The sequence below is a fragment of the Bartonella sp. AU18XJBT genome (assembly GCF_028618595.1).
In the GTDB taxonomy this organism is placed as follows: domain Bacteria; phylum Pseudomonadota; class Alphaproteobacteria; order Rhizobiales; family Rhizobiaceae; genus Bartonella.
On sequence record NZ_JAQITE010000008.1, the window covers coordinates 27,096 to 42,576 of the forward strand.

Genomic DNA, 15,481 nt, shown 5'->3' on the forward strand with positions numbered 1-15,481 from the left:
AACCTCTTTTCACTTAACTATAAAGTCTTATGTCAAACTACATATAGAAACAATGTTTGTGTGCAAAAAGTGGCATTGTAAAGCATGCTGAATTGCCTTTTTATACAGGTGGTGTGGTGCTGTGTTAGGAGCCTTTTTTCTTTATGTATGGAATGAGCATCTTGCATATATCTTTTTAGGGTAATTTTTAAAATAGGTAAACAGCCTAGTTGGATGAGAATATGGAGTTGTAAAGGGAGAAAATAAACGCCCATCTTTACTGTCATTTTTTATTTGATTTTACGCATTTCAAAAGCAGTTACAGTCATATCTTTTAAATAATGGATTAAGCATATCCTTTTGTTTCTGATGTTTTTTAATGAAGCCAGATATCTTTCATGTAAAACAGAATATATGTGTATTGCATATTTACACATTTATTAAAAAAATATTTCTCAGTACTTTCTATTTCACGATGTTGCCTATGAATGGTATAATGATAAAACCATTAAGCACTACCCTCTTTTCGCTTATGGAGTAAGAAGCTTAAGGGGAGACACGTCATATTTATATTTTCCTACCTCCAGTGTTTCTACGGCTTTTGGCATTTGAGGTGGTTTATGAGGGGCATTTTTAGTTCTTTATTTAATGTTTTTTATTTATACAGCTTTCCCATTTGCAACATGCAAGGGGTAATGCGTTTAATTGATTGAATATAAACGGATTGGAAATGAGGCAAACTTAGAATATCGGCTTCTCCTTCAACATAAAAATGATAAAATTATGATTGTAAATCAATATATTATATTTTTGTATTAAAGAATATTTGACAGCAAAATTTGAACTTTTCCATATTCAGCCTATGAAGCTTCTTAACACTTTTCAGCGTTTATTTCCTACGCAGGCCAATAATCTTCAAGCGTTATTTTTTATTTTAAGTACTCTGTCTAAAAATGCGGGATAGCGCTTCCGTTCTTCTCTTACTGATTAGTCATGGATGGATAGAACAGGGAAAAAGCTTAGCTATTTTATACTGCTTTTAAGTCTGAAAGTTTATGTTTTTAAGGTAAGAAATCAATCCTGTTGTCGTTTTGAAATTGTTGCAAACAATTCTATAGCTATAAATAGCAAGTCTCTTATTTTGGGTGCTATGTCTAAAATGCAAACTTCCGCTCCATCTTGGCTTGTTTACTGTGGTGGGATAGAACGGGAGATTGAGTGGGTCCTTTTGTATTTGCTTTAGGTTTAAAATCCAGTATTTTGAAGTTGAGAAATCAATCCTGCTGCAAAAGTAAAACGAGAAATATTGAGATCATTTTCAATAAGGGCACTAATGCGGTTTGTAATGTTGTGAATATGATCTTCTTCTGTTTTTTTCCAAGTGTCAAAAGGATCTTTTTTCTTTCCATAATTTTTGAGGATTTTCATAACGATTTGCCGTAAGCTTTCAGCAACATTTTCTTTGGCTTGGCTTAAAGCCATACTATCATAATAATCTACTACAGGAATTATACGACTTGCTTCGTTAATGCGGTTTATACGAATGATTTGCGCAAGTGAAAAATAGATCTCTGCGGTTTTAATAAGATCACTGTTGCTTTTTTTTGCAATTAAAGAAATATCACAGATTGTTGAAGCGGCTTCCAAGAGAGCTAATTGTTTCGCTAATGCTTTTGGTGCTCCCTCTTCGCTGTAGTGTAATGCTTTTTCTTCAATTTTTTGCTTAATGTCGTTGTCGTGAGAATGCATAAGCTCTTTTTCAATAACGCTACGGGCTTGCTTTATTGTTTTTACAATTTCTTCTAATGGACGTGAGAGATCTATGTTGTGTAATCCCCAATTGGTTGTTTCAAAGAGCATTGGGGTTATTGCTGCGTAGAATTTGTTTTGGACAAGACCGGGTATTTTATTATCAAGCTTATCAATTTGCTCAGACAATTGAGGAATTTCAAAACCATCGCGAATGGCAATGAAAACGCGAATAATATTTTCAGCTTTTTGTTCTGTTGCATCGCGTAGTCTATTAACAAAAGTGGGGCCTCCACGATTTACAATATCGTTGGCAATTAGTGTTGCGATAATATTACGACGCAATTGATGGTTAATGACTTCCTTCTTAAAACTTTCTTGAATTTGAGTTGGAAAATAGTTCAGCAAGGTTGTATTGAAATAGTGATCATCAACAATGGGGCTATTAGCAATTTCTTCTTTTAAGGTTAATTTAGCATATGCAAAAATAACGGCGAGTTCTGGACGGAGAAGACCTTTGCCTTGGGTTGCTCTTTGTCGTAAAATTTGCTCATCAGGGAGTATTTCAACTCTACGATCTAGAAGCTTTTTTTGTTCCAAATCGTGCATAAAGCGTATTTGATAGGGCAAATCAGTAGTGCTTTGGTTTTCCGCCAAAGAAAGAGCAAGGGGTTGTAGATAATTGTTGCGCAAGACGAGTTGCTCGACTTGAGGTGTCATTTTTTTCAAGAGCTTATTGCGTTCTTCGCGGGTGAGTGTTTTAGCCCGAAGGGCTGATGCAAGAACAATTTTGAGATTGACCTCAATATCAGAACAATTCACACCAGCAGAATTGTCAATGGCATCCGTATTGCATCGACCACCATTTAAGACATATTCAATCCGTCCACGTTGTGTAGCACCAAGATTAGCTCCTTCGCCAATAATTTTTGCACGCACTTGCTCTCCGGTAATGCGTATTGTATCATTTGCACGATCACCTACTTGGGTATCATTTTCTGTTGCAGCGCGGATATAAGTACCAATGCCGCCGAACCATAAAAGATCAACAGGGGCTTTGAGAAGAGCAGAGATAATTTCAAAGGGTGTTCCTGTTTGTTTTTCAAAACCAATGGCTTGTGCTGCTTCAAGTGAGAGAGTAATGGTTTTTTCTTTTCGTGAGAAGATACCACCGCCCTTTGATAATTTGCTTTGATCGTAATCTTGCCAGCTGGAGCGAGGAAGTTTAAAAAGGCGCATACGCTCTGCATAGCTTTCGTCTATGCTTGGATCTGGATCAATAAAGATATCGCGGTGATCAAAAGCGGCAATCAATTTTGTTTGTTTGGAAAGCAGCATCCCATTACCAAAGACATCGCCAGACATGTCTCCAACACCGACACAGGTGAAGGGCGTTGTTTGAATATCCTGATCAAATGTTTCTCTAAAATGTCTTTTGACAGCTTCCCACGCACCTTTAGCTGTAATACCAATGTCTTTGTGGTCGTAACCTGCTGAGCCTCCAGAAGCAAAAGCATCATCGAGCCAAAAGTGATTTGCTTGGCTGATGGCGTTGGCGGTATCAGAAAAAGTTGCTGTTCCTTTGTCTGCTGCGACAACAAAATAGGGGTCAGGGTCATCATGACAGATGACATTGTGGGGAGAACTTATTTTGCCGTTAATTAGATTGTCTGTGATGGAGAGCAAAGCTGTGATAAAGTCTGTATAAGCTTGTCGTGCTGCTTCTACGATGAGAGCACGGTCGTTTGTTTGGGGAAGCCGATGGGGATAGAAACCACCTTTTGCACCTGCAGGAACGATAACTGCATTTTTAACTTGTTGGGCTTTGACTAAGCTGAGGACTTCGGTGCGATAATCTAATGCACGGTCAGACCAACGGATTCCGCCACGAGCGATAGGTCCAAAACGCAAATGCACCCCTTCAACTTCCGGTCCATAAACAAAAATTTCTCGGTAAGGGCGTGGTTCAGGCAAACCTTCAATTTGGCGCGGATTTAATTTGGTGGCTAAAATACGCCGTGGACTTCCATCGTCAAGAGGCGTAAAGGCATTCGTTCGTAAACTCGCGTCGATAAGGTTGCAATAACGGCGTAAGATGAGATCATCATCTAAACCAGATACTTTCCGTAATTTTTCTCCAATACGCTTTTGAATGACCTGTTGGCTTTTTTCCCGTTCTTTTTCTGTATGGCTTTGGTGAAATTTTAAATGAAATAAAGCATAAAGATCTTGGGTAATGTCAGGATAAGCATTTAAAGTTTGGGCAACGCGATCTTGCGAATAAGGAATACCAGCTTGCTGGAGATAGCGCCCATAATGGCGCAAAATAACAATTTCATACCAATCAAGTTCAGCTGTTTGGGTGAGCGCATTAAAAGCGTCATTATCAGCATTTTGTGCCCAAATAGCCTCAAAGGTTTCGGCGTGTTTTTGCCCGTTTTTTTCAAAATCGATACAGAGCTGGAAAGTGCTTTCCAGTTGCATATCATGAAGATACACAGAGTGCCCATAGCCATCTGGTAGTTCAAGGGTTTGTTCAGCAATAACGCGAAACCCCATATTTTCAAGGAGTGGTACACGTTTGGAAAGAGCAAGGGCTTCATGGCGGTGAAAAAGCCGAAGAGAAATGGTACGTTTTTCTTTGTTTTGTGTGTGATAAAAGTTTACGAAAAGGGGCTTCTCATCATGAAGATTTAAAATATGTCCGGCATCGTTAATAGCGTCTTCAGCTGAAAATAAATCACGATAGCTGTTGGGAAATTCGCTGGCTAGACGTGTTTGTTGCTCTGTTGTTTTCTGGGCAAGAGCGATAGCTTGAACGCTGTCTTCCCAACTTCGTGCAATCGAACGTACATGTTGTTCAAGTGTGGAGCGTTCGTGAAGGGGAACAGTTTCGTTTCCTTTGCGATGGATGATATAGTAGACACGTATAAGGGTGCTTTCCAAAAATAGCGGATAAGATTCAAAAAAGTCGCCTTTATAAAGCTCAACAAAATGTTCGCCAACTTTTTCACGCAGGTTGCTGCTATATTGGTCACGCGGTACGTAGACAAGGATAGAAACAAAGCGCCCAAAAGAATCAGTGTGGGCAAGAACCCGTAAACGTGGGCGCTCATCTAATTGTAGAATAAGTCTAGTGTTTTCTGTTAATGTATCAACATCAGAGCGAAACATTTCATCTCTTGGATAGGTTTCTAAAGCACTGATGAGTGCTTTTCCTGAATAATCGGCATGATTGTGTCCAAGACGTTGAATAATAGTTCGGGCTTTTTCTTTTAAGAAAGGAATTTGCAAAATAGAACGTGTATAAGCTGAGGAGGTAAAAAGCCCTACAATGCGTAATTCTCCACAGAGTTGTTTTTCTTTATCAAAGATTTTAAGACCAATATAATCGAGCCAAACAAAACGGTGAATTTTGGAGCGGCTGTTAGCTTTTGTCACGATAAACAGATTATCGCTTTCCATGAAGGATAAAACTTCTTGAGGAGGTTCTTTCATACTTTCATCGTCAACAATATGAATAGAAGCATCCGTGAGTATACCAAGTTCAATATTACTCGCTGTAAAGGATTTTAGGGGTTTTTGGTCTTTGATGAAGTTGTAAGTGCGCATACCAAGGAAAATAAAATTATCGTCCATTAGCCAGTGAAGAAATTCAATAGCTTTTTCGCCTTCTTGTTTGTAGTGTGGGGGAAGACTTATTTGGTAGGCATGAATCTGCTTTTCAACTTCTTCAAGCATAGGTTTCCAGTCTTGTACAGCAGCATTAACTTGTTCAAGAACTAAGGTGAGTTCATTTTCAAGTTTTTGTATTTGCTGTTTGTTTAATGACTCGATGTGAATTTGCATCAGACTGATGCGTTTTCCGGAAGTACAATCAAGAATAGGGTGAGCAATCAAATAGATATGGTTTTTGTGTTGATTGAAGACATTTAAAATAGAATCGAGAAGGAAGGGTTTGTTATCATTGACAAGCGTAATAGCGGTTATAGACTTGTTATTACGGGTCAGATTTTGTTCAAAGTGGATAGTATTTTTTCCCGTCTGATGGAGATTAAAAGCTTTTACTGCGACGGCTGCGGCTTTTTGAAGTTCTTCACTTTCGTAATAAACAATATCTTCTTCATCGGTTTGAGCAAAAAGGATTTGTTCTATTTTATCTTGGGTGTTTTTTGTTTCTGTTTTTTTTTGTTGCAACACATTCACTCTCCCTTTTTTGCTCTTAGGGGCCTTTTCTTCTGTTTTTAAAAGCAGACCATTATATCTTCGTGCACTGTAACACTTTCTTTTTGAAGAAAATAGCTCTTTATTTGGAAAGAATGAGTTTGTTTTTGCTATTTTTTAGTAATAGTTTGTACTTTAAAGAAATATTTTGCGTCAAGGAAAGGGCATTTTTAGTATTTTTGTATATTAATAGTTCGTTTTTTTAAATATACAAAATGAAAGTAAAAAAGAAGCAGAAGTAAAGAGAGAATGGCGCGTTTACCAGAAAGACTTTTAAGTGGTTACCAAAACTTTATAAACAATCATTTTTCATATAAAATAGCACATTATCAGCAATTAGCGATTGAAGGGCAGAAACCCGAAGTTTTGGTTATTGCTTGTTGTGATTCGCGTGCAATACCAGAAATGATTTTTGATGCTAAGCCAGGGGAAATTTTTACCCTGCGCAACGTGGCAAATGTGGTTCCTCCTTTTTCTCCTGATGACCAATATCATGCAACATCAGCAGCTCTTGAATATGCTGTGCAATTGCTTGAGGTGAAACATATTGTCGTTTTTGGTCATGCCCATTGTGGAGGCGTTCATACTGCTCTTAAGGAGACATGTAAATCTTTATCATCAAATGATTTTATTGGTCAATGGATAAGTCTCTTAGCACCAGCAGCAGAAATCGTTTTGAACAATAAGTCGCTGTCTTGGCCAGAAAAACAGACGGCATTAGAGCAGCTTTCTATTCGCCATTCGTTGAAAAATTTAGAGACGTTTCCGTGGATAAAGCTTCGCAAAGATCAAGGTTTTTTGACATTGCATGGCGTTTGGTTTGATATCTCTAGCGGAAAATTATGGAGTATGGAACAGGAAACAGGTTGTTTTATGCGTGTTGAAGTTGAAAGTTTTAAAGTATAGTATTTGTTGTTTTTATTTCTTCGTATAAAAAGACATTTTATGATAAAACTTGACAAAGCTAGGGTTTTATTGTTTGAAGGAGCAAGCTTTCAGTGACAAAATTAACTTGGAGCCACCGACTGAGACCCCAGTTTAAGGGTATAAAGAGATCTCAGAGGTCAACATCCGACGGCGCGATGCGTTCTCGGATGCTATTTTGGTTTGTTTGTTATGCAACAATGAGGTAAATGATGTTTGAATCCTTGCAAGAGCGACTTGGTTCTATTCTGTCTCATTTGACGGGACGTGGCGCTTTATCGGATCAGGATGTTACAGAGGCGCTGCGTGAAATTCGTCGCGCTTTATTGGAAGCTGACGTTGCTCTTGATGTTGTACGCTCTTTTACCGATAGGGTTCGGGAAAAAGCTGTTGGGGCCGAAATCGTTAAATCAATTAAACCAGGCCAGATGGTGGTTAAAATTGTTCATGATGAATTGGTTCGTATTCTTGGAAATGAAAGCGTTCTGAGTGATTTAAATGCGCCAGCTCCAGTTGTTATCATGATGATTGGTTTGCAAGGTTCCGGAAAAACAACTACAACAGCAAAGCTTGCGAAACGTTTCACTGATAAGCATAATAAAAAAGTTCTCATGGCGTCTTTAGATACACGCCGTCCCGCTGCACAGGAGCAATTGCGCCAATTGGGAGAACAGGCGAAACTTGCAAGCTTGCCTATTATTGCGGGACAGCTGCCTGTTGATATTGCATCGCGTGCCGTGCAGGCTGCTAAATTGGGTGGTTATGACGTGCTTCTTCTTGATACAGCAGGACGTAATCATATTGATGAAGCTTTGATGCTTGAATTGGCTGAAATTAAAGCATGTTCTCTTCCTCATGAGATTATGTTGGTAGCTGATAGTTTGACGGGGCAAGATGCCGTTCATCTTGCTCGTTCTTTTGATGAGCGTGTAGGGATTACAGGGATTATTTTAACACGGATGGATAGTGATGGGCGTGGTGGTGCTGCTCTTTCTATGCGTGCGGTTACAGGTAAACCAATTAAAGCAATTGGAACTGGTGAAAAAATAGATGCCTTAGAAGAATTTCATCCCAGCCGTATTGCTGATCGTATTCTCGGAATGGGGGATATTGTTTCTTTAGTTGAAAAAGCTGCTGAAACAATGGATCATGAGAAAGCTGCGGCTTTTGCAAAAAAAATGCAAGCCGGAAAATTTGATCTGAATGATCTTGCAGAACAGTTGCAGAAAATGAAAAAATTGGGTGGAATGGGCGGTATTATGGGCATGTTGCCAGGAATGGGGAAGGTCAAAGAGCAGATTGCAGCTGCGGGGTTTGATGATCGTTTGTTTGATCGTCAATTGGCCATTATTTCATCTATGACATCACAAGAGCGAGCGAATCCAGAGCTTTTAAAACATAGCCGCAAACAACGAATTGCTAAGGGATCTGGTACAACGGCAGCTGATATTAATAAACTTTTAAAGATGTATCGCCAAATGGCCGATATGATGAAAGCCATGGGTGGTAAAGGAAAAAGTGGTTTGATGGGCAAAATGTTAGGAGGCCTTGGTTCCAAAATGGGTTTTGGTGGTATGGGAAACTTGGGGGGCGATTCTCCAGCTATGCCTGATTTGTCGGGATTGGATCCAAAGCAATTCTCAACGCTTCAAAAGCAAATTGAAAATGGTAATGGAGGGAACCTCTTGCCCGGTCTTCCCAAGCGTGGACCTACGTTTCCTGGTCTTTCCAATGGCATTGCCGATGGGGGAAAATTTCCTCAGCATCCTAAGAAAAGATAAGATGTAAAGAGGGAAAGGAATATAATGCAGGAAACAGTGTTAAACGAATTGGCACATTTACGAGCATCTATTGATAATTTTGATGCAACTTTGATTCATATCTTAGCAGAGCGTTTTCGTTGTACGAAAGCTGTTGGGCGTTTAAAAGCGCGTTATGATTTGCCTAAAGTAGATCCTCTGCGTGAGCAATATCAGGTAGCGCGTTTGCGGCAATTGGCTATAGATAGTGATCTTGATCCTGATTTTGCTGAAAGATTTTTAAAATTTATTATTAAAGAAGTTGTGCATCATCATGAAGTTATTGCTGAAGAGCAAAAAACAAAAAAGTCAATTTAAACGAAAGCCAGAGCTGACAATAGGAGATAAAATATGGCATTGAAAATTCGTTTGTCCCGTGGAGGTTCAAAAAAACGTCCTTACTATCATATCGTCGTTGCAGATGTTCGTAGTCCGCGCGATGGGCGGTTTCTTGAACGTGTTGGTGCGTGGGATCCAATGTTGCCTAAAGATGGACCGAGGGTGAAACTTAATGAAGAACGTATCCAATATTGGCTTGGGCAAGGGGCTCAACCAACAGATCGCGTTTTACGGTTTTTAGATGCAGCTGGCTTGAAAAAGCGTCCAACCCGTAATAATCCACATAAAGGTGAACCGGGTAAAAAAGCACAAGAACGTATAGCAGCAGCAAAGCAAGCGGCAGAAGAAGCAGCGGCGGTTGAAGCAGATTCTGCTTCAGCATAAGAAGTATGATTGTTGAATCAACGTGTTTTTAAAAGCTTTAGAAAAATAAATATTATCCGTTTTTGTCTATCAAAAACGGATTTTCTTTAAAAAGCTTTTTGTTTAAACAGCGTTGGTTTTTTAAAAATCAATGGTTTTAAAAGTCAATAGCGCGGCCTTTAATTTCCCAGTCTCCATAGCGGGAAGGGTCTTTGCCGCCGCGTCCGCCGTTTTCTAAAGGTTGTTCTTTTTTTGCTGTGCTTTTTCGCCTTTCTTCAGCTTCTTTAAGGGCGCGTTGTGCTGCGGGAGAAAGAGATTGCTGTTTAACGACAGTTGCATTTTTTTTGCTTGTTTTTTCATCTTTTTTATTCATTTTACACCTATTCCATTGAAGAAGCAGAAAGAAAACACCATCATATAATATTGATTGACTTTTATCATGGAGTTTTTTGAGTAATGAATATAATGCGTACAGCCATGCTTTTGGCTTTTTTAACTGCTCTCTTTATGGGAGTTGGTTATCTTGTTGGAGGGGGCGGTGGCATGGTCATTGCTTTTTTGATGGCAAGTGGTTTAAACTTTTTTTCTTATTGGAATTCGGATAAAATTGTTTTACGCATGTATGGGGCGCGTGAAGTTGATCAGCATTCAGCACCAGTTTATTATAAGATTGTAAGCGATTTAGCACAAAGGGCTTCTCTTCCTCAACCAAAGGTTTATGTTATTGATAATGCGCAGCCAAATGCTTTTGCGACGGGACGTAATCCGCAAAATGCTGCTGTTGCCGCAAGTACTGGGTTGTTAGAGCGGTTAAGTTCAGAGGAAATTGCCGGCGTTATGGCACATGAGCTCGCACATATTGAGCATCGTGATACGTTAACAATGACTCTAACAGCAACGATTGCAGGGGCAATTTCAATGCTTGGTAATTTTGCTTTCTTTATGGGAGGACAGCGTAACTCTTCAGAAGATTCTCATGGCGCTGGGGCAATTGGAGGATTTATTGCATTGCTCGTGGCACCTTTTGCAGCGATGTTGGTGCAAATGGCGATTAGTCGTACGCGTGAATATGCTGCGGATCGGAGAGGGGCTGAAATATGTGGTAATCCTTTATGGTTGGCTTCGGCATTGCGTAAGATTGCTGATGGGGGACGTGGAGTATATAATGAAGAAGCAGAGCATAATCCAGCAACTGCGCATCTGTTTATTATTAATCCTTTGAGCGGTGAGGGGGCGGATAGTCTTTTTTCTACACATCCAGCAACTGCAAATCGTATTGCTGCTCTTTATCAGCAAGCAGAAGAGATGAAAGGGGCTCTTACCAAAAGTGTGGGATGGAATAAAGAAGATACTATGCATGAAAAAAGCAGCGGGATGAACTATGGAGATTTTCATAGTGGTCAGGCTCATGCATTAGGTGAGCAAGAAAACAATTCTTTTCAGCGTGTTACAAAACGTCCTTCTTGGCTTCGTTATGAAAATTCAAAAAAATCTCGTTCATAGAGTTATTGAGGGAGTTTTAAAGGAAACAGTGATATAAAGGTGGTGTTTTGAAACACAAAAAAGCGGGGCATGTGTCTGAAAAAAATGTTCCAGGATTAGCTGTTCGACAGGTGTGCGTGCGTCTTTTGGGGGCGGTAGTTGATAAGCGCACGCCTCTGTCTGGTTTGACGGATAATGAACACGGACAGCCACAATATTTAAGGCTTTCACAACGAGATCGTTTGTTATGTCGGGCTATTTTAACAGCTTCATTGCGTCATCGAGGGCAGATTACGGTAGCTCTCTCACGCTTTTTGGCGCGTCCTTTGCCTTCACAAGCACTTTCACTCCAACATCTTTTGCATATCAGTGTTGCACAAATTCTTTATCTTGATATTCCTGATCATGCGGCCATTGATTTAGCTGTGCGTGTGGCAAAACTTGACCCTCGAATGCGTCGTTTTTCAGGGGTGGTGAATGCTCTTTTGCGCAATATTGCACGTGAGGCGATGCCCTTACGCCAACAAGTTCCTACCATTGAAGGTGTGCCAGCGTGGTTTGGACAGCTTTTAATGTCAGCTTATGGAACAGAAAAGGCGCATCAGATTATAGCAATTCAAAGTGTGGAACCCCCTTTCGATTTGACAGTGAAATCTGACAGTGTTGGATGGGCTAAAAGGCTTGGCGGTGTGGTGTTGCCCAATGGTTCTGTTCGATTGAATCGTCTAGAGTGTTCTGTTTCTGATTTGCCAGGCTATAGTGAAGGAACTTGGTGGGTTCAAGATTTTGCTGCAGCGTTGCCTGCTTGTTTACTAGGAGAACTTCGGGGTAAACGAGTTGCTGACCTTTGTGCGAGCCCTGGGGGGAAAACAGCACAATTGGCTTTGCAAGGGGCAGAGGTAACAGCAATTGAGCTTTCTGCTAATCGCGTAAAGCGTTTAAAAGAAAATATGGAACGGCTTCATTTTTCAGTTAACATTTGGCAGGGCGATGTGAGAAATTTCCATTCCACACAGCTTTTTGATGCGGTTCTTCTTGACGCTCCTTGTTCTTCTACTGGAACGATCCGTCGTCATCCAGATATTTTATGGACGAAATCGAGGGATGATATCGTCAAGTTAGCGGCGTTACAACATGATTTGCTTGGCGGGGCAATTTCTTTGGTGAAGGTGGGGGGACGGATTGTTTTTTCCAATTGTTCATTGGCAAGAGAAGAAGGTGAAGATCTGATTGAGAAAATTTTATCGACACGCAATGACATCGTTTTAGAACCTATTTATCCAGAGGAAATAGGAGCGCTGGCACATTTGCTTTGTGGGGGGATGTTACGTACAACGCCTGCGGATTTTTGTCATAAAAATTTTGATGCTGAGAACACCGCATTTTTAGGAATGGATGGTTTTTTTGCTGCGCGCTTACGAAAAATTGCTTAATTAACGCTTCATTTACGAAAATGGTCGAAATTGTATTTGATTCAGCATAAATGGAGATGAAATTTTGGCGGTTGCGGTAAAAGCTCCTCAGGTAAAAGTGGCGGCCTGTATCGATACGATACAGAATGTTATGCGGCGTTTATGGGTTGGACCATTGTTTCGTTGGCGGTTTTCAGGGTTTCGTCCTCATAAAATTTTAGCGCATCCCATGGATTTGCATGTAGCAGATCCTATGATGGCGCATGAATTTTATCATGGTCGTTTTGCTTTTGCTGGTCACATTGTTCATTCTGGTGCTGTTTCGCCGTTTTCATTGGTTCCACCAACGCTAGAATGGGAAGCAGCTCTACATGATTTTCATTGGTTGCGCCATATGGAGGCAGCAGGAAGTGATTTAGCTTCTGCGCACGCACGCTCTCTTTTAGAAGATTGGTTTGACCATGCTGGCAAGAAGGTAAAAGGGCTTGCTTGGAGTGGTCCTGTTGTGGCGCGGCGCTTGATTTCATGGATTTGTCATTCGAAAATGTTGTTAGAAGGGGCAAGTGAGCGGTTTGAAAAACGCTTTTTACGTGCACTTGGTTTGCAATTTCGTTATTTGCGCGTAACAATTTGCAGTATGGAGCACAATGATCAACGTTTACAAGCAGCAGCAGCTTTAACGTTCGCATCTCTTGCTTTGCCTGTTTCTGAGGCAGTGAAAAAAAAGACACAAACCACACTTATAGAGGAGCTTTCACGTCAAATTCTAGTTGATGGTGGGCATATTTCCCGTAGTCCTGTTATTTTGCTGAATTTGTTATCAGATTTATTGTCGTTACGGCATCTTTTTATGCGTAGCAATGAAACAGCACCCCGTATTTTGATTGATTCTGTTGAGCGTATGTTGCCAGCTTTACGATTCTTTATCCATGAGGATCAAACGTTGGCCCATTTTAATGGGGTTGGTCCTCTTGTGTCGGAACGGTTATCATCACTTTTGGAGCTTGATGAAACAGGAGGGCATCCTTTTAGTTATGCTCGTTATTCAGGATTTCAGCGCTTAAAAGCCAATCAAACAACAGTGCTTGCAGATACAGGAAAGTTTCCACCCCGCTTTGTAGCACAGCAGGCTTGTTCAGGGTGTTTGTCTTTTGAAATGTCTTCACAAGGGCACCGTTTTATTATCAATACCGGTGTTAATCCGGATGGGCGGGAAGATTATCGACATTTAGGACGTGTTACTGCAGCGCATTCAACAGCTACGCTTAATGATTGTTCAGTAGGTGCTTTTTATCAGAAAAGGAAAAATGGCGCGCCATTTTTGTTTGATGGACCCAGGGAAGTTCAAGTGCGCCGTATAGAGGATTCAGAGAAGACGGGTTTTATTGCGAGTCATAATGGTTATGTGCGACCCTTTAATCTTATTCATGAGCGTGGTCTTATTTTGGCGACAAATGGAGATATGATCGAGGGTTTTGATCGCTTTTTTATGCCAAATAAAGGGGGAAAGAGACACAAGAGTGTGCAAAATGAACAGAATAATGTTGCTGTTCGGTTTCATCTTCATCCACAAGTTGAAGTTAATTATGATGGCGAACGTGTGTGTTTAGCCGTAAAAAACGAGAACGCGAAGAGCGAACAAGTATGGTATTTTATATCGCCTGACGCAGATATTTGTCTTGAAGATTCTATTGATTTTGCAGAATCAACAGGTCCACAACGGACACAACAGATTGTTTTATATTTTCGCCCTGCATTTCAGGAAAAAGTTCGTTGGCGTTTTATCCGTGAAGCGTTTGATAAAAAATCATAACATTGTTCTAACCCATAGTATATTGCGTTTTATCTTGCGTGTCGCAAAGCATCATCGTTTATTGTGGCAATATTCTCAAAATTTGAAGATCATATAAATTTTATACATGAAGCATTGTGTTAGAGTATAGGTTGGATGTTTTTAGGCAAGTTTTTCTCATAGAATCTCATGAGGTGATGCTAAGAGGGATTGGCTCCAGAAAAAAGGTTTTTTGACAAACCATTGTTGACAGATGCGTACTAGTTAAAGATCTTCATCCTTTAAAGATATGGAGAGAAAATTAAGCTGTTGCTTATCTTCGATAAGTTCTTAAGAGTGCTGTTGGGATCAATATTTATCTCTGAGAGAGTTGTATTAATAGGGGCACGCTTCTCACGAAAAAAAGAGCGCTGTTGTATTGCATATTCATAAACTTATTTTAAAGAAAAATCCCTTAACGCTTCCAAGCCTATTTCGCGGCGATGCCTGTGATGGGTATAAAGGTAAATCCACGAGGCACTCCTATTTTTACGCTTATGGAGGAGCAGTTGGGCATCATCGCACTATTTATCAGTGTCCAATGTTTGTAACAGCTTTTAGCGCTAGAGATGGTTCATAAGAAGCATTTTTAGCCTTTTCTTAATAGTTTTTATCCACACAAGATTCCCCGCTTGTAACGTGCAAGCGAATGTTTTGGTTGATACAACATACATAAATTTTAAGTGAGAGAGTTCTACGGTATTCGGGATTCTAATTCAATATGAATAACACCAAATTGTTATTATAAATCAAACGTTTTACATCATAGAAACACTGAGAATTCGAGAAGCAATACACAACAATGGCTGAGAAAAACAACACTTCTGCTCTTCGTTATTATACTAAAAATGAAGGCGTAATAACAAACCACAAAATACACGTTTTCTCATAGCAAAGCATTCTCTCAAATATCTCAAAAAATTTTCATACAGATTTACGCGAATAACGTCGTGCAATCGAATCAATATCACCTCGACAAATTCCAAGATCGCTGAGTTCATATGCTGAAAGACGACTTAATGCATTAACGGTCCGACGATAACGGCGCCAATTACTATAAAAACGTAGAATATTCATATCCTCTACTCAAACTTTTCATTACACTCTTTAGTTTAAGAATAGAGCATATTACTAAAAAGAGTTGTGTTATAATATCATAACAGGTATGCATTTACATGCAAGATAGCATCCCTTTAACATTTTCCTCATGTGGAAGGGTAACCATTAAAAATATCAACAAAAACAATATTCTTTCCCTAAACGATGGCTAAATTATGTGCATTTTCTTCGGTGATAAATTTCTTCACGTGTAGATTCTTTGGATTGAATAACTGCTTCCATTTCAACAGTTATCAATAGTCATACGATGATTATGAAAA

General features: G+C 39.8%; 9 protein-coding genes and 2 pseudogenes. 8 read left to right on the top strand and 3 right to left on the bottom strand.

What is annotated here, in order from left to right; all coding sequences use genetic code 11:
- Positions 1 to 802: 802 nt before the first annotated feature.
- Positions 803 to 1,022: pseudogene (locus PVV60_RS03890) on the top strand (hypothetical protein); the annotation flags it as partial.
- A 202-nt stretch (positions 1,023 to 1,224) separates the two neighbouring features.
- On the opposite strand, the gene PVV60_RS03895 reads toward PVV60_RS03890, so the two are convergent.
- A complete protein-coding gene (locus tag PVV60_RS03895; RefSeq protein WP_273723254.1) occupies positions 1,225 to 5,928 on the bottom strand; it encodes an NAD-glutamate dehydrogenase in 4,704 nt (1,567 codons plus the stop codon).
- A gap of 273 nt (positions 5,929 to 6,201) precedes the next feature.
- Here PVV60_RS03895 and PVV60_RS03900 point away from each other — a divergent pair, with 273 nt between their 5' ends.
- From PVV60_RS03900 to rpsP, 4 genes and pseudogenes are all read left to right on the top strand, one after another.
- The gene (locus PVV60_RS03900; protein ID WP_273723255.1) at positions 6,202 to 6,858 is read left to right on the top strand and encodes a carbonic anhydrase; all 657 of its coding nucleotides are present in this window, start codon (positions 6,202 to 6,204) and stop codon (positions 6,856 to 6,858) included.
- Between the two features lie 230 nt (positions 6,859 to 7,088).
- Positions 7,089 to 8,657: a signal recognition particle protein gene (ffh, locus tag PVV60_RS03905; protein WP_273723310.1), complete on the top strand. Its 1,569-nt coding sequence runs from the start codon at positions 7,089 to 7,091 to the stop codon at positions 8,655 to 8,657.
- Between the two features lie 24 nt (positions 8,658 to 8,681).
- Positions 8,682 to 9,010: pseudogene (locus PVV60_RS03910) on the top strand (chorismate mutase).
- Positions 9,011 to 9,026: 16 nt separating this feature from the next.
- Positions 9,027 to 9,398 carry a 30S ribosomal protein S16 gene (gene rpsP, locus PVV60_RS03915; RefSeq protein ID WP_273723257.1) on the top strand — a complete coding sequence of 124 codons (372 nt, stop codon included), beginning with the start codon at positions 9,027 to 9,029 and terminating at the stop codon, positions 9,396 to 9,398.
- Between the two features lie 136 nt (positions 9,399 to 9,534).
- Here rpsP and PVV60_RS03920 read toward each other — a convergent pair whose 3' ends face one another.
- The gene (locus tag PVV60_RS03920) at positions 9,535 to 9,750 is read right to left on the bottom strand and encodes a DUF1674 domain-containing protein (RefSeq protein ID WP_273723258.1); all 216 of its coding nucleotides are present in this window, start codon (positions 9,748 to 9,750) and stop codon (positions 9,535 to 9,537) included.
- A gap of 83 nt (positions 9,751 to 9,833) precedes the next feature.
- Here PVV60_RS03920 and htpX point away from each other — a divergent pair, with 83 nt between their 5' ends.
- The 3 genes from htpX to PVV60_RS03935 all read left to right on the top strand — a co-directional run bounded on the left by htpX (position 9,834) and on the right by PVV60_RS03935 (position 14,084).
- Entirely contained in the window at positions 9,834 to 10,880 is a 1,047-nt protein-coding gene (htpX, locus tag PVV60_RS03925; protein WP_273723260.1) for a zinc metalloprotease HtpX, read from the top strand.
- A gap of 47 nt (positions 10,881 to 10,927) precedes the next feature.
- Positions 10,928 to 12,292, top strand: coding sequence for an RsmB/NOP family class I SAM-dependent RNA methyltransferase (locus PVV60_RS03930; RefSeq protein WP_273723262.1), 1,365 nt, complete (start codon positions 10,928 to 10,930; stop codon positions 12,290 to 12,292).
- Between the two features lie 64 nt (positions 12,293 to 12,356).
- The gene (locus PVV60_RS03935; protein ID WP_273723263.1) at positions 12,357 to 14,084 is read left to right on the top strand and encodes a heparinase II/III family protein; all 1,728 of its coding nucleotides are present in this window, start codon (positions 12,357 to 12,359) and stop codon (positions 14,082 to 14,084) included.
- A 942-nt stretch (positions 14,085 to 15,026) separates the two neighbouring features.
- Here PVV60_RS03935 and PVV60_RS03940 read toward each other — a convergent pair.
- Positions 15,027 to 15,179, bottom strand: coding sequence for a DUF1127 domain-containing protein (locus PVV60_RS03940; RefSeq protein ID WP_273723265.1), 153 nt, complete (start codon positions 15,177 to 15,179; stop codon positions 15,027 to 15,029).
- Positions 15,180 to 15,481 lie beyond the last annotated feature (302 nt).

Excerpts from the sequence above, each read along its gene's own strand:
- PVV60_RS03940 (WP_273723265.1), bottom strand. The coding sequence starts at position 15,179 with ATGAATATTCTACGTTTTTATAGTAATTGGCGCCGTTATCGTCGGACC.
- rpsP (WP_273723257.1), top strand. The coding sequence starts at position 9,027 with ATGGCATTGAAAATTCGTTTGTCCCGTGGAGGTTCAAAAAAACGTCCT.
- PVV60_RS03920 (WP_273723258.1), bottom strand. The coding sequence starts at position 9,750 with ATGAATAAAAAAGATGAAAAAACAAGCAAAAAAAATGCAACTGTCGTT.
- ffh (WP_273723310.1), top strand. The coding sequence starts at position 7,089 with ATGTTTGAATCCTTGCAAGAGCGACTTGGTTCTATTCTGTCTCATTTG.
- PVV60_RS03900 (WP_273723255.1), top strand. The coding sequence starts at position 6,202 with ATGGCGCGTTTACCAGAAAGACTTTTAAGTGGTTACCAAAACTTTATA.
- htpX (WP_273723260.1), top strand. The coding sequence starts at position 9,834 with ATGAATATAATGCGTACAGCCATGCTTTTGGCTTTTTTAACTGCTCTC.